The 25,869-nt window shown below is 56.1% G+C and carries 15 protein-coding genes; 14 read left to right on the top strand and 1 reads right to left on the bottom strand.

The window, feature by feature from the left end; translation table 11 throughout:
• Positions 1–92: 92 nt before the first annotated feature.
• From HNV11_RS13625 to HNV11_RS13610, 4 genes are read left to right on the top strand one after another with little or no spacing between them, the layout of a single operon-like run.
• Entirely contained in the window at positions 93–3,548 is a 3,456-nt protein-coding gene (locus HNV11_RS13625; protein ID WP_240163432.1) for a SusC/RagA family TonB-linked outer membrane protein, read from the top strand.
• A gap of 36 nt (positions 3,549–3,584) precedes the next feature.
• On the top strand, positions 3,585–5,093 hold the full coding sequence (locus tag HNV11_RS13620; RefSeq protein ID WP_171740185.1) for a RagB/SusD family nutrient uptake outer membrane protein: 1,509 nt from the start codon (positions 3,585–3,587) through the stop codon (positions 5,091–5,093).
• A 5-nt stretch (positions 5,094–5,098) separates the two neighbouring features.
• Complete coding sequence (locus HNV11_RS13615) at positions 5,099–5,812, top strand: 3-keto-disaccharide hydrolase (protein ID WP_171740184.1); 714 nt, start codon at positions 5,099–5,101, stop codon at positions 5,810–5,812.
• 9 nt (positions 5,813–5,821) lie between these two features.
• Positions 5,822–7,171, top strand: coding sequence for a Gfo/Idh/MocA family protein (locus HNV11_RS13610; protein ID WP_171740183.1), 1,350 nt, complete (start codon positions 5,822–5,824; stop codon positions 7,169–7,171).
• Positions 7,172–7,242: 71 nt separating this feature from the next.
• Here HNV11_RS13610 and HNV11_RS13605 read toward each other — a convergent pair whose 3' ends face one another.
• Positions 7,243–7,764, bottom strand: coding sequence for a DUF4142 domain-containing protein (locus tag HNV11_RS13605; RefSeq protein WP_171740182.1), 522 nt, complete (start codon positions 7,762–7,764; stop codon positions 7,243–7,245).
• A 524-nt stretch (positions 7,765–8,288) separates the two neighbouring features.
• On the opposite strand from HNV11_RS13605, the gene HNV11_RS13600 reads away from it, so the two are divergent.
• The 10 genes from HNV11_RS13600 (at position 8,289) to HNV11_RS13555 (ending at position 25,867) form a co-directional block, all read left to right on the top strand.
• Positions 8,289–9,614: a sugar porter family MFS transporter gene (locus HNV11_RS13600; protein ID WP_171740181.1), complete on the top strand. Its 1,326-nt coding sequence runs from the start codon at positions 8,289–8,291 to the stop codon at positions 9,612–9,614.
• 30 nt (positions 9,615–9,644) lie between these two features.
• Positions 9,645–10,538, top strand: coding sequence for a carbohydrate kinase family protein (locus HNV11_RS13595; RefSeq protein ID WP_171742179.1), 894 nt, complete (start codon positions 9,645–9,647; stop codon positions 10,536–10,538).
• A gap of 38 nt (positions 10,539–10,576) precedes the next feature.
• Positions 10,577–13,732: a SusC/RagA family TonB-linked outer membrane protein gene (locus tag HNV11_RS13590; RefSeq protein WP_171740180.1), complete on the top strand. Its 3,156-nt coding sequence runs from the start codon at positions 10,577–10,579 to the stop codon at positions 13,730–13,732.
• A gap of 20 nt (positions 13,733–13,752) precedes the next feature.
• Positions 13,753–15,471 (top strand): RagB/SusD family nutrient uptake outer membrane protein, encoded by a 1,719-nt coding sequence (locus tag HNV11_RS13585; RefSeq protein WP_171740179.1) that lies wholly within the window; start codon positions 13,753–13,755, stop codon positions 15,469–15,471.
• 179 nt (positions 15,472–15,650) lie between these two features.
• On the top strand, positions 15,651–17,183 hold the full coding sequence (locus HNV11_RS13580; RefSeq protein WP_171740178.1) for a glycoside hydrolase family 32 protein: 1,533 nt from the start codon (positions 15,651–15,653) through the stop codon (positions 17,181–17,183).
• 183 nt (positions 17,184–17,366) lie between these two features.
• A complete protein-coding gene (locus HNV11_RS13575) occupies positions 17,367–18,908 on the top strand; it encodes a TolB family protein (RefSeq protein WP_171740177.1) in 1,542 nt (513 codons plus the stop codon).
• Positions 18,909–18,964: 56 nt separating this feature from the next.
• Positions 18,965–19,801: a sugar phosphate isomerase/epimerase family protein gene (locus HNV11_RS13570; RefSeq protein ID WP_171740176.1), complete on the top strand. Its 837-nt coding sequence runs from the start codon at positions 18,965–18,967 to the stop codon at positions 19,799–19,801.
• A gap of 45 nt (positions 19,802–19,846) precedes the next feature.
• The gene (locus tag HNV11_RS13565; protein WP_171740175.1) at positions 19,847–23,062 is read left to right on the top strand and encodes a PQQ-dependent sugar dehydrogenase; all 3,216 of its coding nucleotides are present in this window, start codon (positions 19,847–19,849) and stop codon (positions 23,060–23,062) included.
• A 213-nt stretch (positions 23,063–23,275) separates the two neighbouring features.
• Positions 23,276–24,280, top strand: coding sequence for an FHA domain-containing protein (locus tag HNV11_RS13560; RefSeq protein WP_171740174.1), 1,005 nt, complete (start codon positions 23,276–23,278; stop codon positions 24,278–24,280).
• 123 nt (positions 24,281–24,403) lie between these two features.
• Positions 24,404–25,867 carry a PP2C family protein-serine/threonine phosphatase gene (locus HNV11_RS13555; protein WP_171740173.1) on the top strand — a complete coding sequence of 488 codons (1,464 nt, stop codon included), beginning with the start codon at positions 24,404–24,406 and terminating at the stop codon, positions 25,865–25,867.
• The last annotated feature ends 2 nt before the right edge of the window (positions 25,868–25,869 follow it).

Genomic DNA, 25,869 nt, shown 5'->3' with positions numbered 1-25,869 from the left:
GCAGTTGGCGCTGAAACTACTCAATCTCATAACATCCCGGGTCTTCCGCCAATGGCTGGAGCCCATTCCTAACCCCTAACCATGTAATGCTGATGAAAAAAACTAGACGAACCTGGTCCCTGCCTTACTTCATGCGCTGCTCGCTGGCCCATACTCTGCTGGCCGTGCTGTTTACGAGTGTAGCGCTGGCCTTTGATCTGTCGGCTCAGGAGCTGCTGAACAGGCGGGTCAGCTTCCGGCTCGAAAATCAGAGCCTGCGCCAGATCCTGAAAGAAATCGAGAGCCAGGCCGACGTTCGGTTTGCGTTCCGGCCGCGTGAAATTCCCTTCGATCAGAAACTGACCCTGATTGCGTCGAACGAATCGCTGGGCGACGTGCTCAACAAAATGGTCCGGCCGCTCCGGCTGCGTTATGAGGTGGTAGGGCGGCAGATCGTCCTGAGTTCGGTGGCACCGACTGAAAAGGCCGCGGCTGCCCCGTCGGGAAAAGCCGCGTCGCAGCTGGCTGAACAGATCGTCACCGGAACGGTGGTGGACGATGCCGGTCAGTCGCTGCCGGGCGTAAACGTGGTGGTGAAAGGCACCAGCCGCGGCACATCGACGGATGTCGATGGCAAGTTCAGGCTGGCGGTGCCCGACCCGAAGTCGGTGCTGGTTTTCTCGTTCCTGGGCTACGAACCCCAGGAAATTGCCGTTGAAAACCGAACCGATTTCAGGGTCACGCTGAAGACCGACAGTAAGACCCTGAATGAAGTGGTCGTTGTGGGTTACGGTACGCAGAAGAAAGCCGACCTGACGGGTGCGGTGGCTACCGTATCGGCCGAAAAGCTAAAGAACAAAGCCGCCGTTTCATACGGTGAGGCACTGGTCGGTCAGCTGGCCGGTGTGCAGGTGCAGCAGATCGACGGCGCACCGGGTGGCGAAGGGCTGAGCATCCGGGTGCGGGGCACGGGCTCCATTACGGCCGGTAGTTCTCCACTCTATGTCATTGACGGCTACCCAATGGAAGGCAGCGCATTCTCGCTGGTCAACCCGTCGGATATCGAAAGTATTCAGGTCCTGAAAGACGCGTCGTCGACGGCCATTTACGGGTCGCGTGGGGCCAACGGGGTGGTGATCGTAACGACTAAAAAAGGCAAAGTAGGTCCGCCGACTATTGCCTATAACGCTTTCTACGGATTTCAGCAGGTGGCCCGGAAAATGGACATGATGAACAGCCAGGAATACCTGGAGTTCTTCAAGGATGGTCATAACCAGGCGTGGCTCGACCGGACCCCAATGCCCGGCGATCCTCCGCACTCCATTACGGACGGCAACGCCATCCGGCAGAAATACACCAACTCCAATTTCTATATCATTCCCGAGAGCTTCAACGACCCGAAGAATTTCGGGGAGATCAACTGGCAGGACGAGATTTTCAGGGTCGCTCCAACGCAGCGGCACGAGCTGTCGCTGACCGGGGGTGTCGAGAAAGCCCGCTACGCCATTTCGGGAAGCTATACCGACCAGCAGGGGATTCAGATCAACAGTGATTACAAACGGTATAACCTGCGCACCAACATTACGTCCAACATCAGCAAAAAAGTAGAGATGGGGATATCGGTCAGCGGGTACTTCTCGGAAAACAACAGCGTGGATAACGGAAAGGACAGCCCGCTGGCGTATGCGGTCTATCTGCCGCCAATCTATCCGCTCCGCAACCCCGATGGAACCTATGGGTCGCAGGTACGTAACCCCGAAATTTGGGCGGGCGACGTAGCGAATCCAGTGGGTATCGCCGAAAACATTACCAACTTCACCAACCGCAACGGGCTGATTGCCTCGTCGTACCTGCAGTACGAAATCATTCCTGGATTACGCTACAAGCTGAGCCTGAACGGGACGCTGGGCAACCGGCGGCTCAAGTATTACCGGCCTTCGTTCGTGGATACCGACGGGTCGCGGGCACCCAAAACAGCCGACGCGCGGAACGAAACCTGGATGGATAAGGACTGGCTGATCGAGCATACGCTGAACTACAGCAAAACCCTGTTCACCAAGCACTCGATCAACCTGCTGGCGGGCTACACGGCCCAGAAATCGTCCGGCGAGTATGCCCGCGTCAACGCACAGAATTTTCCCAATGACGTCGTTCGCACGTTGAGCGCCGGTCAGATTGTGAGCGGCACCAATACCGAATACGAGAACTCGCTGATCTCGTACCTGAGCCGGGTCAACTACTCCTACGAAGACAAGTACCTGCTGACGGCCAGCATCCGGGCCGACGGTTCGTCGCGCTTCGGGGCCAACAACAAGTGGGGAACGTTCCCCTCGGTGTCGGTTGGCTGGCGGGTCAACAGCGAGTCATTCATGAGCGACGTTCGCTCCGTCAGTGATCTGAAACTGCGGGCGAGCTGGGGTCTGGTGGGGAACAACCGGATTGGTAATTACGACGCCATTGCCCGCACCGGCACCAGCTATTACGTGCTGAATGGTAACCTGGTGAATTCGGTGGACCCGATCAACTATCCGAACCCGGATCTGGGCTGGGAGAAAACCCGGCAGTGGAATTTGGGCTTTGATCTGGGCCTGCTCAACGAACGCATCCGGCTGGAAGCCGACTTCTACAACAGCCGCTCGGTCGATCTGCTGCTGAACGTGCCCGTGCCAACGCTGACGGGCTATGCCTCGCAGCTGCAAAACATCGGACAGGTAGAAAACAAGGGCATGGAGTACCTGCTCAGAACCCGTAACCTGACGGGCAAACTGAAATGGTCGACCGATTTCAATATGTCGTTCAACCGGAATAAAGTGCTGGCTCTGGGCCCCGATCAGCGGCCTATTTATGCGGGTGCGCCGAACGCCAACAACACCTTTGTGACAACCATCGGTCTGCCCGTAGCCACCTTTTACGGCTACCTGTACGACGGCGTCTTTAAAAACCAGGCCGAGCTGGATGCGGCTCCGCACCTGGCCAACGACCGCCCCGGCGACCCCCGGTATATCGATGTTAACAAGGACGGCGTCATCAATGCCAGCGATAAAACGTATCTGGGCAACAACCAGCCCCGGTTCATCTTTGGCTTCAGTAACGATTTTGCCTATAAAGGCTTTGACCTGAACGTACAGCTTACCGGTTCGCAGGGGGCCAAGCTGTTCAGCTTCTTTAACCGGATGGTGGGTATTTACCATGGCGACCGGAACGGACTGACCAAACTGAACGACCGCTGGCGCTCGGAAGAAAATCCGGGTTCGGGCATGATCCTGCGGGCCAACCGCGACCCGAAAGGTCTGCAGAAAGAACCGTCGAGCTACTGGGTGGAAGATGGCTCGTTTGTGCGCATCCGGAACCTGTCGCTCGGCTACACGTTCAACAGCGCCCTGATTCAGAAGATCCACGTGAAAGGATTACGTGCCTACCTGACGGGCCAGAACCTGTACACCTTCACGAAATACCCGGGCTTCGATCCCGAAACGAGCAGCCAGGGCGACGGCCTGTCGCGGGGTGGCGATTACCTGGGTTACCCCTCGGCGCGTACCATCATTCTGGGTCTGAACGTCTCTTTTTAACCAACTACTCGATCAATTTTTTTAATCATCCGGAAAATGAAACGATTCCTCATACTGGCCGTACTCATGACGGGCTCTTTCTCCTGTAGAAAGGACTTTATTGATCTCCAGCCGATCTCGGACATGAACGCCGGGATATTCTACAAGACCGAGAAGGATATGAACCAGGCGGTGATGTCGCCGTACGCATCCCTCCGCAATCTCTACAACCAGCTGTATATCTACGCGGGTGAAATCCGGTCGGACAACACTACGTTTTCGTGGGTGCCGGGCAACTCGAAAGATATGACCTCGATTGATAACTTCGGGGACGTCCTGTTGTCGGAGAACACCTTCGTGCTGGGGATGTGGAATAACAGCTATAACACCATCCTGCGGTGCAATATCGTGCTGGATAAGATCGACGCTGTTCCGTTTACCGATGCCAAACTGAAGGAGCAGTACAAAGCCGAAGCCCGCTTCATCCGGGCGTTATCTTACTTTTACCTGGTTCGCATCTTCGGCGACGTGCCGAAGGTAGACCGTCAGCTATCCGTTGAAGACGCCTATGCGCTCGGCCGGACTTCTACGCAGGAAATCTATAACTTCATTGTGGAAGATCTGAAGTTTGCCGAAGCGAATCTGCCCGCTTCCTACTCGGCCGTCGACAAAGGGCGCGTAACTGTTGGCGGAGCCAAAGGGTTGCTGGCGAAGGTGTATATGACCATGGCAGGCTATCCGCTGAAAAAAGGTGCGCCCTACTACGCCCTGGCCGAAGCCAAAGCGCTCGAATTGATCAATATGCCCCAGTATTCGCTGGTGCCGGATTATAAGGCGCTGTTCGACGTAACGAAGGAAAACAGCACGGAGTCGCTGTTCGAAATTCAGTATAAAAAAGGCGGTACGGGCACAGGCAGCCCCTGGAACAATGATTTTGCGCCCCGATTCTCCAACAAAGAGGTCGTACTGATCGGCGACAAGGGCGGCTTTAACGCGCCTACGCCCTCTATGTCGAGTGCCTACGAGAAAGGCGATCCGCGCAAGGCCATTTCCATGAGCGATGGCTACGTAACGGTGCCCGGCGGGCAGACCATCAACGAGAAATACGTAAAGAAATATTACGACGTCTCGTTCAGCGGCTCGGATAACGATAACAACTGGATTGAACTGCGGCTGGCCGATATCTATCTGCTCTATGCCGAGGCTCTGGTTCGGCAGGAGAAACAGCAGGACGTAGCGCTTCAGTACCTCAACAAGATTCGGACCCGCGCCCGCAACAGCACCGGCGGAGGAGCCAACGTGCTGCCCGACTATAAACCGTTCAGCTCGGATGCGGCCCTGCTGCTGGCCATTGAAAATGAGCGACGCGTGGAACTGGCGTTCGAGAACCACCGCTGGTTCGATCTGGTCCGGACCGAGCGGGCCAAGGCCGTGATGACGCAGGAACAGAAAGAACAGAACGGCTTTAACCCGTCGGCCTGGAGCGATAACATGCTGCTGTTCCCGATTCCGCTGCAGGCTATCCAGGCGAACCCCGAAAAAATCAAACAGAACCCCGGCTATTAAGACAGATGAAAAACCAGGCGAAACGACTGCTTGTAGGCGGCCTGCTGGGCTGTATGCTACTGCCGGCCGCCCTTGCCCAGACCGCAAATGTGCTGACGCCTAAGGAGAAAAAGGAGGGGTGGACGCTTTTATTCGACGGGGTCAGCGCCAACGGCTGGACAACCCCATCGGGCAATCCGGTTCCGGCTGGCTGGGAGGTGAAAAACGGTACGCTGACCGCCAGGAAGGGCGCGAAAGGCGGGGATATTGTGAGCGTAAACCAGTATGGCGACTTCGACCTGATGCTCGATTTTAATATCGAACCTGGCGGCAACAGTGGCGTCAAGTATTTCTATACGAACTACGAGAAAGGCGGGAAGCTGGGCATGGAGTACCAGATTCTGGACGACAAACTGGCCGAGGACAACAAGAAAGAAAACCACCTGACGGGCTCATTCTACGACGTAATCCCGCCGAATGCCGCCGTGAAAAAAGTCAATGAGCCGGGGCAGTGGAATACGCTGCGGATTGTGGCCAAAGGTAACAAGGTTGAACACTGGCTGAACGGCATCAAAATTCTGGCGTTCAGCCGGGGGAGCCAGCCGTTTACAGAGGCTGTGGCCCAGAGTAAATTCAGCAAAGCGGTACCGGCCTTCGGGACCGTTGAGCAGGGCCGTTTCCTGCTTCAGGAACATGGCAGTGAAATTTCATTCCGGAATATTAAAGTCAAACAACTCTAAGTCAAGAGCATGGAAAACAGACGTGAGTTTATAAAGAAAGTAGCGGCCGGGTCAGCCGGTCTGGCCATTGGCGGCACCGCCTTTGGCTTCAGTCCCAAGAGCTACAACCGGATCATCGGCGCGAATGAGCTGATCCGGGTGGCCACCATTGGGGTCAACAGCCGGGGCAACAGCATGAGCGGGACGTTTGCCGGTCAGAAAAATGCGGAGGTTGGAACAGTCTGCGACGTGGACGAGCGGGCGATTCCGAAGGCAATCAAAACGATCCTGAAAACCAAACAAACCCAGACGCCCAAGTCGGAGCGCGACCTGCGCCGGGTGCTGGAAGACAAATCCATCGACGCCATCTATACCGCCACGCCCGACCACTGGCACGCGCCCCTAACCATCATGGGCTGTCAGGCCGGTAAGCATGTGTACGTCGAGAAGCCGCTGAGCCATAACCCCCGCGAGGGCGAGATGGCCATTGAAGCCGCCCGCAAATACAACCGCGTGGTGCAGATGGGCGCGCAGCGTCGGTCGGCGCCTGTGCTGACGCAGGGTATCGATCAGCTGCACAAAGGCATCATTGGTCGCGTGTACATGGCCAAAACCTGGTACACCAACAAACGGAAGGCCACCAACCTGAAACCCGGTACGGTGCCGTCCTGGCTCGATTATGAACTCTGGCAGGGTCCGGCTCCCCGGCGACCGTACAAAGAGGGCCTGATTCACTACGACTGGCACTGGTTCTGGCACTGGGGCACCGGCGAAGCCCTCAACAACGGCACCCACGAGGTCGACGTAGCGCGCTGGGGTCTGGGTGTCGATTACCCGATTCGGGTTAGCTCCGTGGGTGGGCGGTATGAGTTCAAAGACGACTGGGAAACGCCCGATACGCAGGTGGTGATCATGGATTATCCGGGACGGGTGTCGCTGATGTGGGAATCCCGCAGCTCGAACGGCCGGAAAATTGAGGGCCAGGACCGGGGGATTATTTTCTACGGCGAAAACGGCAGCCTGGATACCGGTGGCGACAGCTACAAAGTCTATGACCTCGACGGCAAGCTGGTGAAGGAGGTAAAATCCGTGGCCGAGGGCGATGACGACGTACAGGGCCGGAACACAGCCAGTCCCAGCCTGGGCATGGATAACCTCCACGTCGCGGACTTCCTCGACGCCATCCGGAACAATCGCCGGCCGAACTGCGACGTAGAACTGGGCTTCAAGAGCGTGGTCGCCATGCAGTTGGGCAACATTGCCTGGCGGATGGGACGTACCCTCCAGATCGACCCGAAAAACGGCCACATCATCGGCGACAAAGAGGCTCAGAAGCTCTGGAGCCGTGAGTACGAAAAAGGCTGGGAGCCGAAGGTGTAAGTTATCACCTAATAGTAAGCTTATAGTGGGTGAGGTGGTACCTATGAAGGGTATACCTCACCCATTTTCTATTAAGGAAGGTGCAGGGCGCTACGGTTCTTTTTATTCTTAAGTTCCTGTGCCATTTTCAAATGATGATCTACCACCGGAATCATTCGGGACAGCCAATCTTTATACTCTTTATTTTGGGCAATGTCGTGCGCTTCCTGAAACTTCTCGACCGCCAGCTTATGATCACTAATCATAGTTTCTATATACTTCTCATCAAAACGGGGGCCTTCTAAAGTCGCCATTTCCTGCACCATCTGCTGGTTGCGTTCGTTCATCGTTTCTGGTACTTCTACTTTCAGCCGTTTTATTAACTCCCTAAATTCACTGTTAACATTGGTGTGCTCATCCACCATCTGATCGCCATAGCGCTTTACATCAGTACGGACGCCTTTCTGTTGCGCCAACTTACCCATTTCTACTTCCATAATACCAGCGCTGCCGGCTATGTTAAGAAACATGCGGTCCTGCTCAGTAATATCGTTCTGACAGGAAAAAAATAGGCAAAAGCCGATAACATAGAAATGTTTAAGGTAAGATTTCATAGTTCTGAAAGAGTTTGGTTTAAGAAGCTGAGACATAAATTAGTGGCTATTGGAATATAGGGGCTCAACAAGACCAACATTGAACCGTCTTTTGAGTATTCGGTACATGTCTATGATGAATTCAGCACTTTATAGATACCCATTGTTGGCCGTTGCGCATATAGCGTTTATATGACTTGTCTCTTCCGTCTGTTCTTGGTCGTCGAAGCAATCGACTAATCACCGTGAATTTGACTCACAGCAGAATCCACTCGTAATAACGTCGGTCAGGCTTATTCGAGTCGGGCGGAACGCGAAGCCAGGAAGCCGTATCTGCGTCGAAAGACCATGTATCAAAACTGAAAATCGACGTAACGAAATTGTAATTGAGGAGATGAGTATTTTGGTTAATTGTCTGATTATCAGTTAATTATCTATTGATCTTATTTAGGAAGTATTTGAACAATAATAAAAAGCCCTTCCCTGCCTGACCTGCTAAGTTTGACCCATGAACTGACGGCTAACCCGGTTCATTCCAGTCAATCATGAGTCAGAAACAGCGCATTTTCTTTTGGTCCATTACGGCGGCACTGGGCGGTTTTCTCTTCGGCTTCGACACGGCCGTTATCTCCGGCGTCGAGCAGTCGCTGCAATCCTTATGGACGCTCAACGTGTGGGAGCACGGCCTTACGGTTTCCATCGCGCTCATCGGCACCGTCATCGGGTCAATGACGGGCGGCATCCCCGCCGAGTCGCTCGGACGTAAGCGAACGCTGTTCTGGATTGCCGTTCTGTACCTGCTGGCGTCGCTCGGCACGGCGCTGGCCCCTACCTGGTCCATCTTTCTCGTCTTCCGGTTTCTGGGTGGTCTGGGCGTCGGCGCATCGTCCGTGGCGGCTCCGATGTATATCACCGAAATTTCGCCCGCTAAATCGCGCGGCAAGCTGGTGGGCATGTTTCAGTTCAATGTCGTGCTGGGCATCCTGATCGCCTACCTGTCCAATTTCCTGCTGTCGGGTCTGGGTGAGGAGTCGTGGCGGTGGATGCTGGGCGTGCAGGCGCTGCCCTCGCTTATTTTCCTGATCGCCGTTCTGAACATTCCCGAAAGTCCGCGCTGGCTGCTGCTTCGGAAAGGGCTGGTGGCCGAAGCCCGCGAGGTACTGAACATGATCGACCCGGCCACCGCCGAAGAAACGCTGGTCGCCATTCAGCAGAGTAATCACCACACGGCGGCTTCGACCCGGCTGTTCTCGGCCATCCACAAAACGCCTATCATGCTGGCGGTACTGTTTGCCGTCTTCAACCAGGTATCGGGGATCAACGCCATCATCTATTACGCCCCCCGCATTTTCGAAATGACGGGTCTGGGCAAAAGCTCGTCGCTGCTGTCGTCGGCGGGCATTGGCCTTATCAACCTCGTCTTCACCCTGATTTCCATGAACCTGATTGACCGCTACGGTCGGCGGACGCTCATGAAAATCGGTTCGGTGGGCCTGATCATTACGCTGGGACTGGTAGCCCGCGCCTTCTTCGTCGAGGACTTCAGCGGCATGACCGTACCGCTGCTGCTGTTTGTTTATATCGCCTTCTTCGGCTTCTCGCAGGGTGCGGTCATCTGGGTGTTCATCTCCGAGATTTTTCCCAACGAAGTCCGCGCCAGTGGTCAGGCGCTGGGCAGCTTCACCCACTGGCTGATGGCCGCCATCATCACCTTTACGTTCCCCTACCTGGCCGAGCAGTTCGGCGGGGGCGCCACCTTCCTCTTTTTCACCGCTATGATGGTGCTACAGCTCCTGTTCGTGCTGCGCATCATGCCCGAAACCAAGGGCACCAGCCTGGAGAAGATCGAACAGACCGTTTTCGTGCATTGACTGACAAGCCTAATGACTACCCAGAAGCAAATGACACCAACCATCACCTGTTTCGGCGAAATCCTGTGGGATGTGCTGCCGACGAGCAAACAACCCGGTGGCGCGCCCATGAACGTAGCCGCCGACCTCCGCAACTTCGGGCTGAACGCCCAGTTGATCAGCCGCGTCGGCAGCGACGATCTGGGCCGCGAACTGCTGGATTTTCTGGCCGGTAAAGGCATTCCGGTCGAGCTGGTTCAGGTCGGCCAGTCGCACCTGACGGGCGTTGCCAAAGCCAATATCTCCGACTGCAACGAAGTCACCTACAAGATTGTCCAGCCCGTTGCCTGGGATTACATCCAACTGGTGCCGGGGCTGCTCGACGTGGTTCGCCAGAGCGATTTGTTTGTGTATGGCAGTCTGGCCGCGCGCAGTCCGCAGACTTACGAAACCCTGCGGGCGCTGCTGGCCGTGGCCCCCCGGAAGGTATTCGACGTAAACCTGCGCGCTCCGCATTACGACCGGGCAACGGTGGAGGAACTGCTTTATCTCGCCGACATCGCCAAGCTGAACGAGCACGAACTGGTTGAACTGGCAGCCTGGCACGGCGAAGAAAACGACCTGCACCGGGCCATGCAGCAACTGCGCGAACGCTTCCGGCTCGAAACGCTGATTGTTACGCTGGGCGCGGATGGCGCCGTGCTGCTGGACGAAACCGGTCTCTACAGCCAGGTCGGTTTTCCGGTTGAGGTAGCCGATACCATCGGCAGTGGCGACGCCTTTCTGGCCGCTTTTCTTTATAAAACCCTACAGGGCGAATCGGCGAAGAAAACGCTGGAGTTCGCCTGCGCCACCGGCGCTTACGTTGCTACCCAGCAGGGCGCTACGCCCGTGTTCACGGCGGAGACCATCGCGGATAAAGTCCTGGGGACCGAAGTGATCTGATTGCCCCGTTAACCCTCAAACTCCATTAACCCATGCACATGAAGAATTACCTGTTAACCCTGGCCGGCCTGCTGCTCCTGACGACAGTAGCGCTGGCGCAGCAGCGTCTGATTACGGGAAGCGTACTCGATGCCAAAACCAGAGAGTCGCTCCCCGGCGCCAGCATTATCGTTCCGGGCACAACGACGGGCACCGTAGCCGATGCTGCGGGCAAATTCAGCCTTACGGTGCCACCGAGCGCCACAGCCGTAGCGGTGTCATTCATTGGCTACGCTACCCAGGAAGTGTCGGTGCAGAACACGAACAACGTTACGGTGCTGCTGTCCGAAGGCGGGCAACTGGCCGAAGTCGTCGTGCTGGGCTATACCACGGCCCGCCGGGAAGATTTGACCGGAGCCGTTGCCGTGGTAGAGGTGGCAGCCACCAAGAATACCAGCTCGGGCAACCCCATGCAGGCCCTGCAGGGACGGGTGCCGGGGCTTTACGTCGAAAAGTCGGGCACGCCATCAGGTGAGGCCAGCCGCATCCTGATCCGGGGTGCCAATACGCTGGGCAACAACGACCCGCTCTATATCATCGACGGCATGCCCACCAAGCGGTCGCAGGTGTTTCAGAGTCTGAACCCCACGGCGATTCAGTCGATTCAGGTGCTGAAAGATGCTTCGTCGGCGTCGATTTACGGCTCGCGGGCATCAAACGGGGTCATCATCGTAACGACGAAGAACGGTGCGAATACCGATGGCAAACTGAACGTTCAGTTCAACACCAGCCTGTCGGCGCAGTCGGAGAAACCCGAGCGGTTCAAGATGCTGAACGCCGTGGATCGGGGTCGGGCGCTCTGGCGGGCTTCCGTCAATGACGGAGCCGATCCGGCCTCGGCCTATGGCGAAATCTATAAGTTTGACTGGAACAAGGATTTCAAAAACCCGGTGCTCAACAACGTAACGGTACAGCCTTACGTCGGCGGGAACCAGAGCGTACCGGCCGGCAATACCGACTGGCAGAACGAACTCTATAAAACAGGTTACGTTACCAACAACGACCTGACCATTTCAGGCGGCACCAAAGCCTCCTCGCTGCTGGTCAATCTCAGCTACCTGAACAACACGGGCATGGTGCGCTATACGGGCTACCAGCGGCTCACGGGCCGTATCAACGGACAAACCAGTCTGGCCGAGGGCCGGGTGAAGTTCGGCGTCAACCTTCAGCTGACTACCTCGAAAGAAACGCCCGTAACAACCGACCTGGGGGGCGCTCCAACGCCGGGTCTGGCCGTTACGCTGGCCCCGACGATTCCAGTCTACACCGCAACGGGCGATTTCGCTGGGCCAATCGGGTCGGGCTATTCGGACCGGAACAACCCGGTATTCATGCAGTATATCAACCGCTGGGATAAGATCAACCGGAGTTTTGCGTTCGGCAACGTCTATACCGAAATCGAACCAATCCGGGGGCTGATCTTCCGCTCGTCGCTGGGCATGGACAATGCGAGCTATGCCAATAAGAACATCGAGCAGTCGTTCCAGAACGGCTTTATTTCCCGGACGCTCAACAGTTTGACGCTCAATACGAACAAGTTTCTGAGCCTGGCATGGACTAATACGTTACGGTATAACTTCGGCTTCGGCGATCATAACTTCAAGCTGCTGGCCGGCGTTGAAGCTATTCGGGATAACCTGGATGATGTGATCTCGTACCGGGAGAATTTCGCGGTGCAGACCGAAGATTTCTTTGTGCTGAGCGCGGCTTCGGGCAACGCCAGCAGCAATGGAACCTCGACCGGCAGCCGGCTGATGTCGCAGTTTGCCCGGGTTGATTACGGGTTCTCGGACCGCTACCTGGCGGCCCTGACCTTACGTCGGGATGGCTCGTCGCGCTTTGGGCAGGACAGCCGGTATGGTTTCTTCCCGGCCGCATCGGTGGGCTGGCGTATCGACAAGGAAGCCTTCATGAGTGGCGTAAAGGCTATTTCCAACCTGAAACTGCGGGCGGGCGTGGGCCGGATCGGTAATCAGGACATTGGCGACCTCGCCCGGTTCGGTTTGTTTGAGCCGCGCTACGGTACGCTGGCGTCGCAGGTGCCTAACGGTCACAACAGCTTTTTCGACCAGTACTGGAACGTCGGTACGGCCTATGACCTGAACGGCACGAACGGCGGTACGCTGCCCTCGGGTTTCGTGCAGACGCAGGGCGAGAACACGGCCCTCCGCTGGGAAACCACCAACGAACTGAACATGGGTCTTGACTTTGGCTTTCTGAACGGAAGTCTGGTGGGTTCGTTCGATTACTTCACCCGTCAGACCAAGGACATTCTCATCAAGCCGCCGGTTGCTGCGGCTGTGGGCGAAGGTCAGCTGAAGTTTGTAAACGGCGCAACCAAGATCAACAAAGGCTTCGAGTTGCTGCTGACCTATTTTGGCAAGCCCAAGGGCGATTTCACCTATAACGTATCGGCCAATTTTGCCCGCTTCCGGGATAAAATAACGGTCCTGCCGGAAGAAGTCCGCTCGGCCTTTGCCGGCAACGCCGTAACAACGATTCTGGGCCATTCGCAGTTTGATCTGTTCGGCTACCGCACCGACGGCATTTTCCAGAATCAGGAAGAGGTAAAGAATCATGCTGCGCAGGTAGGGGCCGCACCGGGCCGGATTCGCTACCGCGACCTGAACAATGACAATAAAATCGATGCGCTGGATCAGGAGTTTTTCGGAACCACCCTGCCCGGTCTGGAGTACGGTGCCCGCGTGGAGATGGGGTACCGACAGTTCGACTTCTCCATCTTTGGTTCGGGCGTTGCCGGTCGGACAGGATTTGACCCCTATACGTTTTACAACAACTTTATCCGGGGACGCGACAACGTAGGCCCCGGCGTCTTCGATGCCTGGACACCCCAGAACACGTCGTCGCGGATTCCGGCGCTCACGCTGGCTGATGGCAACAACGAAACGCGCTCGTCGGATTATTTCAACGTAAACACGTCCTACTTTAAAATTCGGAACATCCAGCTTGGCTACACCTTCCCCAAAGCTGTCATGGGCAAACTGGGCCTGACGAGCCTGCGTCTGTACGGAATGGCCGAGAACGTGTTCTGGTTCAAGAGCAAGAGCTTCCTCGGACCCGATCCCGAGCGGATTGACGTCAATACGGTTCCGGTGCCCCGCACGCTTACGTTCGGCTTAAACGTCTCCTTCTAACGACCCAAGACCTTACTACTATGAAAAATAAAGTTCTGGTTTCATGTTTCCTGCTGGTGGGTGGCAGTTTATTTTCGTCCTGCAGGGAGTTTCTGGACTACCAGCCACAGGGAACCCTGTCGTCCGATAACATCAAGAGTGCCGGTAACGCCGATGCGCTGGTTACGGCGGCCTATGCGGCTGTCGGCAACGGCGAGATGATCGGCCCCGTGGCCAGCATGTGGGTGTACGGCAGCGTTCGCTCCGACGATGCCTACAAGGGCGGGGGGGGCGTTGCCGACCTGGAAGATATCAACTTCTACGAGCAGCACAACCTGACGCAGCCTCAGCAGGGTGGCGGCTTTTATCACCCCTATACCTGGGAGAATTATTACAAAGCCATCTCGCGGGCCAACGTCGCCATCCGCTCGATCGGCGGTTTGTCGGAGACCGAGTTTCCGCTGAAGAAGACCCGGCTGGCCGAGCTGCGCTTCCTGCGTGGGCACGCCCACTTCATGCTGAAAATGCTGTTCAAGTATATTCCTTACGTTGACGAGACGCTGTCGAACGATCAGATTCTGGCGACCTCGAACCGGCAGTACACCAACGACCAGCTCTGGGATAAGATCGGCGAGGATTTTCAGTATGCTGTTGATAACCTGCCCGTTTCGCAGACGCAGGTAGGACGGGCCAACAAGCTGTCGGCAGCGGCCTATCTAGCGAAGCTGCGGCTGTATCAGGCCTATGAACAGGACGACAATAACAAGGTCACGAATATCAACAAGTCCAAGCTGCAGGAAGTCGTCAAGCTGACCGAGATGGTAATCAGCTCGGGCAAGTATAACCTGCAGCCCGATTTTGCCGAGAATTTTCTGCCCGAGTACGACAACGGGGTTGAATCGGTTTTCGCCGTTCAGTACTCGATTAACGACGGCACGACCCTGGGGCGGCTCAACTTTGAGGACGGTCTGAACTATCCCCACGGCGCTCCGCAGTACGGTTGCTGCGGTTTCCACCAGCCCAGCCAGAACCTGGCCAATGCCTTCGGTACGGATGCCAACGGACTGCCCAAATTTGATACGTTCAACGACGGCACCATCGACTTCAAAACCGCCACCGTCGACCCGCGGGTGGATCACACCATCGGTATCGACGGACACCCGTACAAGTACAATCCGGCCCTGCCGTTCAGCAACAGCTGGGTGCGCGATCCGGGGGTGTATGGTTTCTTCCAGTCGATGAAATCGCAGCAGCTCGCGACCAGCTCGTCCTACAAAAAGCAGGGGCCGTTCATGGGCGTGTCGAAGAACATCGATATTATCCGCTATGCCGATGTGCTGCTCTTCCAGGCCGAAGCCTATATTGAGTTAGGCCAGCCGGCAATGGCGCTGCCGCTCATCAACAAGATTCGGGCGCGGGCAGCCGCCAGCACCGGCCGCACGAAAAAAGCCGACGGCACGGACCCATCTAAATACCTGATCAAACCCTATGAAGCCGCCAACTGGACGCAGGCCTATGCCCGCCGGGCGTTGCAGTGGGAGCGTCGCCTGGAATTCGCCACCGAGAGTCCGCGTTTCTTCGATCTCGTTCGCTGGGGTATTGCCGAACCTACGCTGAACGCGTACCTGGCCAAAGAAAAAACCAGACGGTCATACCTGAGCGGGGCTAAGTTCACGGCGGGCCGGGATGAGTACCTGCCCATTCCGCAGCGCGAGATCAATTTTACGAAGGGACTTTACAAGCAGAACCCCGGCTTCTAAGAGGCAGAAGCAACGATTTTACGTAGTGTCAATAGAGTTCGCTGCGTTTGAACGCAGCGATAAGTAGGTTGGTAATTCAATTTAGTGTGGGGAGCGGTCAGCCGATGAGTGACTCCTCACACTATCTTATCAAATTGGTTATGTAGGTAAGCCTCGGGTAAATCAATTAACAACTCATCATGTATAAACTCATCATAACCCTTGCCGCCCTGGTCGCTATGGGGCAGAGTTCGTTTGGTCAATCGAACCCGGCGAGCCCCAAGTTGGACCAGCACCGGCCCCAGTTTCATTTTTCACCGAAGGCGCACTGGATGAACGACCCCAATGGCATGGTGTATTTTAAGGGGACGTACCACCTGTTTTTTCAGTATCACCCCAATGGCACGACCTGGGGACCGATGCACTGGGGACATACAACCAGCAAGGACATGGTGCACTGGCAGGAGCAGCCCATTGCGCTGTATCCGGATAGCCTGGGAACAATTTTCTCGGGCAGTGCCGTCGTTGACGTAAACAATACCAGCGGCTTCGGCAAAAACGGACAGACGCCGTTGGTGGCCATTTTTACGCACCATAACGCGCAACTGGAAAAAACGAAACAGTCGAATAAGTACCAGTACCAGAGCATTGCTTACAGCCTCGACGAAGGTAAAACCTGGACCAAATACGCGGGTAACCCGGTGCTGCCTAACCCTGGCATTACCGATTTTCGGGACCCGAAGGTGCGGTGGTATGAACCCCAGAAAAAATGGATCATGACCCTGGCGACCAAAGACCGTATTACGTTTTTCTCGTCGCCCAATCTGAAAAACTGGACGAAAGAAAGCGAGTTCGGCAAAGAGGTTGGCGCACACGGGGGCGTCTGGGAATGTCCGGACCTGTTTCCGCTGGAACATAACGGCAAAAAAGCCTGGGTGCTGCTGGTCAGCATCAACCCTGGCGGACCCAATGGCGGTTCGGCTACCCAGTATTTCGTGGGCGATTTCGACGGGAAAAGTTTTACCCCCTTTTCTACGAAAACGAAATGGATGGATTACGGCACCGACAATTATGCCGGCGTAACCTTCGCCAACACCGGCGACCGGACGATTCTGATGGGCTGGATGAGCAACTGGCAATACGCAGAAGCTGTACCTACCGACCCCTGGCGCAGCGCCAACACCGTACCGCGCGAGCTTGGGTTGAAAGAAGTAAACAGGGAACTTTATCTGACTTCCACCCCTGTAAAGGAACTGGACGCTCTGAACGACAAAACGACCTCGCTCAACAACGTAGCCGTGAAAGGCGAATACGACCTGACGGCTAAAACCGGCAGCAAGAGCGAGCTGTTCAAACTTACGCTGGCGGCTCCGGCGAATGACTTCGCCATCGTGCTCGCCAATGAACAGGGCAACGAACTGGTTATCGGCTACGACAAAGCCGCTAACGAGTATTACATTGACCGGAGTAAAGCGGGCAAAACCGATTTCAAGAAAGAGTTTGGCAAACGCCATACCGCGCCCCGACTAGCGACAGACAACAAGATTTCGCTGACGCTGCTGGTCGACGTAGCCTCGGTCGAGTTGTTTGCCGACAATGGCCTGACGGTCATGACCGACATCTTTTTTCCGGAAAAGGATATGACCCGGCTGGCAATCAAATCGGCTTCGGGCATTTCTGTATCCAGCCTGAAGTACACGACGCTGACCCCGGCCGTGAATGATGGTTTATAGACGAATTACCCAAGCTTAATTAACCCTTCTGAATCGTGCGTTACGCGCCAGCCGTCTTTAAGATGGCTGGCGCGTTCGTTTTGGGGCTTACCGGATTGCAAAATCGGGTTTATCAAGTAGAGCGCATCCGGTAATCTCTTTTACTTATACTCCAATCAGGATCTACGTATAATCAAGGTATTTATGTATAAACGAATACAACAGGCAGGCTTTCTGCTGGGTTTGCTGGCAACCGCGAGTCAGCTCGCTCTGGCTCAATCAACACCAGTCGGTGTTTTCGACGGACAGGCCGATATTGGCAGGGTGCTGCACCCTGGCACAGCGACTTATACCCCCAAAACGCAGGATTACCAGCTCAGCGGTTCCGGCACGAACATCTGGGGAACCGAGGACGAGTTCCACTTTTTGTGGAAGCGCATCAAGGGCGATTTCATTGTCTATACCCGCGGCCAGCTAATCGGGAAAGGCATCGACCCCCACCGTAAAATCGGCTGGATGGCCCGCGCCAGCCTGGAAGCGAACGCTCCGCAGGTTAGCGCGGCCGTGCATGGCGACGGCCTGACCTCGCTGCAATTCCGCCGGACAGCCGGGGGGAACACCGAAGAAAACCAGTCGACAATCAACGGAGCCGACATTATTCAGCTCGAACGGCGGGGCAATACCTATACGCTGCGGGTCGCTAAGTTCGGCGAGCCGTTTCAGGTTCGTGAGGTAACCGACGTGAATCTGGGCGACGAAGTCTACGTGGGGCTGTTCGTTAGTGCGCATAACAAAGACGCCGTTGAGAAAGGCGTCTTTCAGGATGCGCGGATTACCGTACCGGCAAAGCTGAACGCTCCGTCCGGTAGGATGGATCTGGGGAGTCGGCTGGAACTGATGGATATCGCCAGCGGCAGGCGCGAGGTCATCTTCACGGCACCGAACTCTATTCAGGCACCTAACTGGACGCCCAACGGGAAAACGCTCATCTACAATAGCGAGGGACTGATCTATACCCTTGATCTGGCCAGCCGCCAGCCGAAAGTGCTCAACACGGGCGATGTAAAGAACAACAACAACGACCACGTTCTGTCCTTCGACGGTAAGACGCTGGGCCTCAGCAGCGGGGTGCGCGAACTGGGCGGCTCAATTATCTATACCGTTCCCGTTACGGGCGGCACGCCCAGACAGATTACCCCCAAAGGACCGTCGTATCTGCACGGCTGGTCGCCCGACGGGAAAGACCTGGTATTCTGCGGATCGCGCGACAATGAGTATGACGTTTATAAAGTTCCGGCTGCGGGCGGCCCCGAAATCCGGCTGACCGATGCCAAAGGACTCGACGACGGCCCGGAGTATTCGCCGGATGGCAAACACGTTTATTTCAATTCGAACCGGACGGGCACCATGCAGATCTGGCGGATGAAGCCCGATGGCTCCGGGCAGGAAGCCGTAACGGATGGCGAGTTTCACGACTGGTTCGCGCACATCTCGCCCGACGGCAAGTGGATTGTGTTCCTGTCGTTCCTGAAAGAAGAGGTGGCCCCCGGCGATCATCCACCCTACAAGCACGTGTACCTGCGGCTCATGCCCGCAACGGGCGGGAAACCCAAGGTGATTGCCTATCTCTACGGTGGTCAGGGGTCGATCAACACCCCCTCGTGGTCGCCCGACAGCAAGCGCATTGCCTTTGTCAGTAATACCGACGTAAGCACCATCAGCCCGGTCGAAATCTCAAAGAAATAAGTTTGCCGGTGCAGAACGGGCAAAAGGCGTTACAACCAACACGACTTCTCTGGTTTATGAAAACAAGACGTGAATTTTTAAAGGCATCGGGCTGTCTGGCAGCCGGTGCGATCCTGGCACCTAATCTGGCAAAAGCCGCTAAAGTGAAAAACGTAGGTATACAGCTTTATACGGTGCGTAAGGAAATGCTCGACGATGCTGTCGGCACGTTGAAGCAACTGGCGAAAATTGGCTATAAAGAGCTGGAATCGGCCCGCAGCGCTAAGGGTAATTTTTACGGCCTGCAGCCCAAAGAGATCAAAACGATCGCCAATGATCTGGGCATGACGGTACGCAGCGGTCACGTCCACATTGACAAGGACTGGCAAAAGTCAATTGACATGGCGGTTGAGGCCGGACAGTCCTATCTGGTCTGCTCCTCGCTGCCTTCGGAGGGGCAAACCGTTGCCAACTACCAGCGCTGCGCCGATACGTTCAACAAAGCGGCTGAGCAGTGTCAGAAAGCCAACCTGGTCTTTGCCTATCATAATCATGAGTACGAATTCGACAAAGCCGACGGCAAGGTACTCTACGACATCCTGCTGGAACGGACCGACCCCAATCTGGTGAAAATGGAAATGGACCTGGGCTGGGCCATCATCACGGGCAACGACCCGCTGGCTTATTTCAAAAAATACCCCGGCCGGTTTCCGCTCTGGCACCTGAAGGACATGGACAAGGCCAAAAAGGAAAGCACTGAATTTGGCAAGGGAGACATCAATGTAAAGCAGATGCTGCAGAACATGGAGAAGTCGGGCGTAAAATACTTCTTCGTGGAGCAGGAGGAATACCCTAAAACCGCCATAGAAAGCGCTAAGTATGACTTCGATTACATGGCCAGACTCGACTATTAACTTATTGGTAGTTAACCTATATAGAACAAACTTGACTCAACGATTATGAACAGGCGAATACGTTCGTTTTTAAGTCCCGTCGGGAGCTCTCTTCTGTTGCTGGTCCTGATGGGCTGGCACACCCGTAAAGAAGACAAGCTGCTCATCTTCCTGAAGAACAGCACCAGCCAGCAGGCCGCCAGCGTAGCCGCCGGAGCACTGCTCAATCTGGTGAATCAGAATGGAATCAATGCCGATACGACCTCCAGCAGCGCTTATATCGCCGAGGACTCGCTGAAGAATTACCGCGCCGTTGTGTTCCTGCAAACCTCGCCGGACGTGCTGGATGCCTGGCAGCAGAACGACGTTGAGCGGTTTGTACAGGCGGGCGGGGGCCTGGGCATCATCAACGCCGGTGGTTTTACCGCCTACCAGTGGCCCTGGTACAACGATATGCTGGCCAATGACCCGAGCCGCCCGGCCGATAACAGGTCATCGCTGTTCTGGTCAAAACCCTACGACGGTGGACGCGTATTCTATGCATCGGCCGGTAACATGGCTGACGCGGCCCTGGCAAAACAGATTCTGGACGGTGTCAAACAGTCGCTCGAAGGGCAGGCGCTGGATTACCGGGGAGCCCACACCGCCCGGACGCCGGAAGAGAACCGCTTTACGGCTACGGTGCTGGATTCGTACATGGAGGAGCCGATCGAGATGGAGGTCATGGACGATGGGCGCGTGCTGTTCATTGAGCGCCGGGGGAATATCAAGCTCTATGACCCGGCCGCCAAGGCAACGAAGATTATTAACAAGCTGCCCGTTCACCTGACTGGCAACTACGAAGACGGCCTGCTGGGGCTAGAACTGGACCCCAAATTCGAGAAGAATCATTTTGTGTATCTGTACTACTCGCCCGTGGGCAGCAAGCCGGTGCAGAATCTGTCCCGGTTTACGTTTACGGGCGATAGCCTGCAGATGGCCTCCGAGAAAATAGTGATGCAGGTGCCCGTGCAGCGCGAAACCTGCTGTCACTCGGCCGGTAACGTTTACTTCGGGCCGGATGGTTACCTGTACCTGTCTACAGGCGACAACACCAGTTCCAAAGAATCGGACGGATTTTCGCCCCTCGACGAGCGTCCCGGCCGCGGACCGTTCGACTCGCAGAAATCGTCCGGGAATACCCACGATCTGCGCGGTAAAATCCTGCGGATTCAGGTTGAGAACGACGGGAGCTACACTATTCCCAATGGGAATCTGTTTCCGAAAGACGGTTCGCAGGGGCGTCCCGAAATTTACGTCATGGGTGCCCGCAATCCCTACCGGATCTGGGTTGATAAGCGCGGGTTTCTGTACTGGGGCGACGTAGGACCCGATGGCGGGGTGGCCAACGAACGGGGCCCTAAAAGCCAGGATGAGTGGAACCAGGCCCGCAAACCGGGGAACTATGGATGGCCGTATTTCGTGGGCGACAACAAGCCTTACGCTGATTTCGACTTCGCCACCAACAAGGTTGGACCTCTGTTCGACCCGGCCCGCCCGGTGAATGAGTCGCCGAATAACAATGGTTCGAAGGTGCTGCCGCCGGCGCAGAAAGCCATGATCTGGTACCCGTACGACAAATCGGCGGAGTTTCCGATGCTGGGCACCGGCTCCCGCAGCGCCATGGCCGGACCGTTTTATTACCTCGATGATTACAAAAAATCAGATGTTCGCTTTCCGACATACTATGACAAGAAAATGTTCATCTACGAATGGGCGCGGAACTGGATCAAGGTCCTGACCTTTAACGAGGCCGGGGATTTGCGGCAGATTGAACCGTTCATGCCCACGACCTTCATTTCCAAACCGATCGACATGAAGTTTGGGCGCGACGGGGCCATGTATGTGCTGGCCTATGGTGCAAACTACTTCGCCCGCAACCCGGATTCGCAGCTCCTGCGCATCGAGTATTCGGAAGGCAACCGTCGGCCGGTGGCGAAAATTACCGCGTCTAAAACCGTAGGTGCAGTACCGCTGACTGCCAGACTCTCGGCGAATGAATCGTTCGATTACGACCGGGGCGATAAACTTACTTACCAGTGGGAGTCCGGTAACGGGCAGAAGTCGAGCGCCGTGAATCCAGCCTTTACGTATACGAAACCCGGTATTTACCGACCCAAGCTGACGGTCATCGACGCCGAAGGCCAACGCGCCACCACTGAGGTCGAAATCAAAGTGGGCAATGAGACGCCCCAGATAGACATTGCGCTGAAAGGCAACCGCTCATTTTACTTCGACAAAACTCCGCTGGTTTATACCGTGAGTGTGCGCGACAAAGAGGACGGCAGCCTGAACAAAGGCATATTGCCCCGGCAGGTCAAATTCGCCGTGGACTACCTCGCCGAAGGCAAAGACCTGGCTTTGCTCACGTCCAATAGCCAGAGCCTCGGCGACGTAGGAGCCAGGTTCGTGCAGGGAAGAAATCTGGTGGCCAATAGCGATTGCAAAGCCTGCCATGCCATGAATGCAAAGTCAATCGGACCAACCTGGATGGAGGTATCGAAACGCTACAGCCCGGCGGGTGAGAGCGCCGTGCCGATGCTGGCGACGAAAGTTATTACGGGCGGTAACGGCAACTGGGGCAAGAATGTGATGTCGGCGCACCCGCAGCACACGGAAGCCGAAACGAGCGAGATGGTTCGGTATATTCTTTCGCTGGCGGCCGAAGGTTCGCAGCGCCTGCCCCTGTCCGGCACGTACACACCAACTCAGCCATCGGGTGCCAGCGAAGAAGGCAGTTACGTCATTTCAGCCAGCTATACCGACAAAGGGAATCCGGTTACGGGGCCGCTGACGGGCCGTAAGCTGATCATTCTGCGTAACCCAAAAGTGCAGGCAGAAGCCTATACGCTGTCGGCCAATGTTGATCGCAAGCATCAGGACGGCAGCAACCAGTCGTGGGTGGGTGACATCAAAGATGGCTCCTATATCGGCTTCCCCGACATTGACCTGACGGGCATTACCAGCCTGGAGTTTAACGTAGCGGCCATGCCGTCGCGGGGTGGCCGGATCGAGGTTCGCGCGGGTTCGCCCACCGGAAAACTCCTGGGCAGTGTCAACGTAGGAACGCCCACTGAAGCAGGTACCGGTGGCGGTACTGGTCGGCGGGGGCCGCAGTGGCAGACCGTTACGGCGCCCATTACCAATACGAGTGCGCCCGGCGACCTGTTTCTGGTTTTTCGGAACGAGCAGGTAAACGACAAAAACCTGATGATTCTGGACTGGCTGCAGTTTAAAAAGTAGCGAAACATGCGGGTGATCCCCAAAGAAGCCCGCCTTTGTCGTACGACAAAGGCGGGCTTCGGCGTTACATAGCTGACCGTATCGCTTCCGGTCCTGGAAACGGTTAGTCAGTTTTAGGGCCGGAAACTCGCTTCTTTCCCGATTTCGCCGGAAAGTTCCGGAAATGCGGTATACTTGGCTGTTTTGTATAGAGCCTTACGTGTTTTCGTTCCAATGGAGAAGCAACCCAACCGTTTTCTGGATCAGCTAAGCAATCTGCTTGTGCCGAAAGAACGGACAAAACAGCCGGAGACGGTCACTAACGAACGTATCCTGAAGGAGCTGATTGCCTGTTTCGAGACGTCGCTGGAGCGCGAGAGCTTCGGCACGAGCCTGCTGTTCAACGCACATTACATCATTATTCTGCACCCCGATACGTATAAGGAACGGCTGGCGGCACTACCCGTCATTGTGAACGAAGCGGTGAAGGCGTTTACGGAACGGCTGAAGGAGCGTAAACGTCCGGAAGATGAAGTCCCACCGGTTTCAACACACTGGTATTTCAAGTTCGGACCGGGCACCGAATTCGCCGGCCGAACGATTGGCCCCGGTGATATCGACGTAATTGGTTCGCTCTCCGGCGCCGGGTTTGATAGTCCGCGCGCGTCCGAGAATGCCTCACTGGGTAACGTAAAAGCCACGCGTAAGGTCAAAAACACGAACCTGTACGATAAAATGGACCTCAGCGTGGGGGCCTTTCAGCACATTGATTTTCGGGAGGCCGGGGCCTTTGCCATCAAAATGGATACCCGGCTGCTGAATGCCGAAAAACCGCAGTCGGCTGCTCCTGCAGCGCCAACGGGTACGATCGCGCATAAAACTGCGCATCCATCAGCGCTGGCGCGGATCGACTGTTACCTGGCCGATAAAGACAAAGAGGAAACGTACTGGATGCAGGATCGGGAGGTAGTGGTTGCGCGGATGGAAGCCGACAATCAGGCATTTTCCAATTATCTGCGGCTGGACTCGCCCTACGTCTCAAATCCGCACGCCCGCATTCGGTACAACGAAGCGGCCCAGCGGTTTGAGATTGCGTCCTTCAGTCGGAATGAGACCCGCGTTAATGAGCAGGTCATGACCCGCAGCGAACCCGCCAGTCCGCAGTGGACCGAACTGCCCCGGCAGGCGCAGATTCTGCTCAATGGTATCGTTACCCTTTCATTTCAAAGTAATCTGTAACCGGTTATGTTCGATTTTCTGTTTGCCGGGCTGGTCGGCGCGTTTGTTCTATTGCTGCTGGTCCGGCATTTTCAGAACCTGCCCCGGTAGGCGTATCAACGAACCGCAATTTATCGTTTGTTCATGACCTCAATGCTTATCGCGGGCCAAACCGACGTCGGTCAGCGCCGACGCGACAACCAGGATACGTTTATCAGCAAATCGCTCTGGACGGAACATAGCGCGCTGCTGGTCGTGATCGACGGCGTCGGTGGCTATGCCGGAGGTGAGCAGGCAGCCGCCATCGCCCGGTCGTCTATCGAGCGCTACATGACCACGCCCACCGGCGATACGCTGACGATGCTCCGCGAAGCCGTTGTGCATGCCAACAATCAGATTGCCGAGCAGCGGCAGCAGGACCCGAAACTGGCCCAGATGTGCTGCGTGCTCACGGCTGCCGTGGCCGATACCGAAACGCGTCGGGTGCTGTTCGTTCACGTCGGCGACACCCGGTTATACCGCTTTCGGCCGGACGAGACTCAGGGCGACCCGCTCAAAAAACTCACCCGCGACCACTCGCTGGTGGGCGTTCGGGAAGATGCCAATCAGTTGACCGAAGCCGAAGCCATGCGGCACCCGCGCCGGAACGAGATTCTGCGCGAAGTAGGGTCGGCCATCCGACGGATAGACGACCCGGAATTTCTGGAGTCGGGCGAAACCGATTTCCTGCCCGGCGATACGCTGCTGCTGTGCAGTGACGGGCTGACCGACATGCTGACGCGGGCGCAGTTACTGGCGGTACTGACGCAATCCATCCCGGTTGAGGAACAGATAACGGAGCTGATTCGCCAGGCTAATGAGCAGGGCGGACACGATAATATTACGGTGGTGCTGGCCCGCAACAATACTGAATCCGATCCGGTTATATCCACAAAAGCAGCCAGCAAACCAGCGAAAGCAACACCGCCGACCCCGGTGGCTTCGAATGATCCAGGCACAGCCCTTCTGGCGTCGAAACCCAGTGTACCTGCACCAAAGGGTAGGGCCGGAATCTGGGCCGGTGTGCTGTCACTGGTAATTGTGATAGCTGCCTTGCTTTGGTACCAGAATCAGGAGCCAGAGCGTTCGGTTATTCAACCGGATTCGCTGGCGGCACCGCAGCCGGCGGCTGCGGTGCCTGTGCCCGACAATGGGCAGGAGCAGTTGCTGGATTCGTTGCTGCGCCAGGCTTATGAAAGTGCCGGCCATGAGTTGACCTGGCCAACCGATACCCTCCGGCTGACCCGGTCGCTGGTAATGCACGATTCCTTACGGGCCCTGGTCGGCAGTAACGACCAGAAACCGGTCGTCATCGTGGCCGCTGATACAACGCAGCCCGATGCTGCGTTTCGGGTGGCCGGAACCCAGACCATGCGGCTGGAAAACGTGCAGATTACTGGTTTTGAAACGGGTATAGAAACAGGAGCGAGCGAACAGCTGGAGTTGCGTAACGTATTCTTTACGGATGTAGAGGCCCCTATTCAGGTCGTTATCCGGCAGGATACCTTCCGCAATGCGTCGATACAACTAAATGTCATTCACAAACCTGATTCATCCCGGAAACGCTAATG

The sequence above is a fragment of the Spirosoma taeanense genome (assembly GCF_013127955.1).
Lineage (GTDB): Bacteria > Bacteroidota > Bacteroidia > Cytophagales > Spirosomataceae > Spirosoma > Spirosoma taeanense.
This window is presented reverse-complemented; position numbering and strand designations above follow the sequence as displayed.

Bases quoted from the DNA above. Each gene is read 5' to 3' on its own strand.
- HNV11_RS13560 (WP_171740174.1), top strand. From the start codon at position 23,276: ATGGAGAAGCAACCCAACCGTTTTCTGGATCAGCTAAGCAATCTGCTT.
- HNV11_RS13580 (WP_171740178.1), top strand. From the start codon at position 15,651: ATGTATAAACTCATCATAACCCTTGCCGCCCTGGTCGCTATGGGGCAG.
- HNV11_RS13625 (WP_240163432.1), top strand. From the start codon at position 93: ATGAAAAAAACTAGACGAACCTGGTCCCTGCCTTACTTCATGCGCTGC.
- HNV11_RS13600 (WP_171740181.1), top strand. From the start codon at position 8,289: ATGAGTCAGAAACAGCGCATTTTCTTTTGGTCCATTACGGCGGCACTG.
- HNV11_RS13585 (WP_171740179.1), top strand. From the start codon at position 13,753: ATGAAAAATAAAGTTCTGGTTTCATGTTTCCTGCTGGTGGGTGGCAGT.
- HNV11_RS13620 (WP_171740185.1), top strand. From the start codon at position 3,585: ATGAAACGATTCCTCATACTGGCCGTACTCATGACGGGCTCTTTCTCC.
- HNV11_RS13595 (WP_171742179.1), top strand. From the start codon at position 9,645: ATGACACCAACCATCACCTGTTTCGGCGAAATCCTGTGGGATGTGCTG.
- HNV11_RS13605 (WP_171740182.1), bottom strand. From the start codon at position 7,764: ATGAAATCTTACCTTAAACATTTCTATGTTATCGGCTTTTGCCTATTT.
- HNV11_RS13555 (WP_171740173.1), top strand. From the start codon at position 24,404: ATGACCTCAATGCTTATCGCGGGCCAAACCGACGTCGGTCAGCGCCGA.
- HNV11_RS13570 (WP_171740176.1), top strand. From the start codon at position 18,965: ATGAAAACAAGACGTGAATTTTTAAAGGCATCGGGCTGTCTGGCAGCC.
- HNV11_RS13610 (WP_171740183.1), top strand. From the start codon at position 5,822: ATGGAAAACAGACGTGAGTTTATAAAGAAAGTAGCGGCCGGGTCAGCC.
- HNV11_RS13615 (WP_171740184.1), top strand. From the start codon at position 5,099: ATGAAAAACCAGGCGAAACGACTGCTTGTAGGCGGCCTGCTGGGCTGT.
- HNV11_RS13590 (WP_171740180.1), top strand. From the start codon at position 10,577: ATGAAGAATTACCTGTTAACCCTGGCCGGCCTGCTGCTCCTGACGACA.
- HNV11_RS13575 (WP_171740177.1), top strand. From the start codon at position 17,367: ATGTATAAACGAATACAACAGGCAGGCTTTCTGCTGGGTTTGCTGGCA.
- HNV11_RS13565 (WP_171740175.1), top strand. From the start codon at position 19,847: ATGAACAGGCGAATACGTTCGTTTTTAAGTCCCGTCGGGAGCTCTCTT.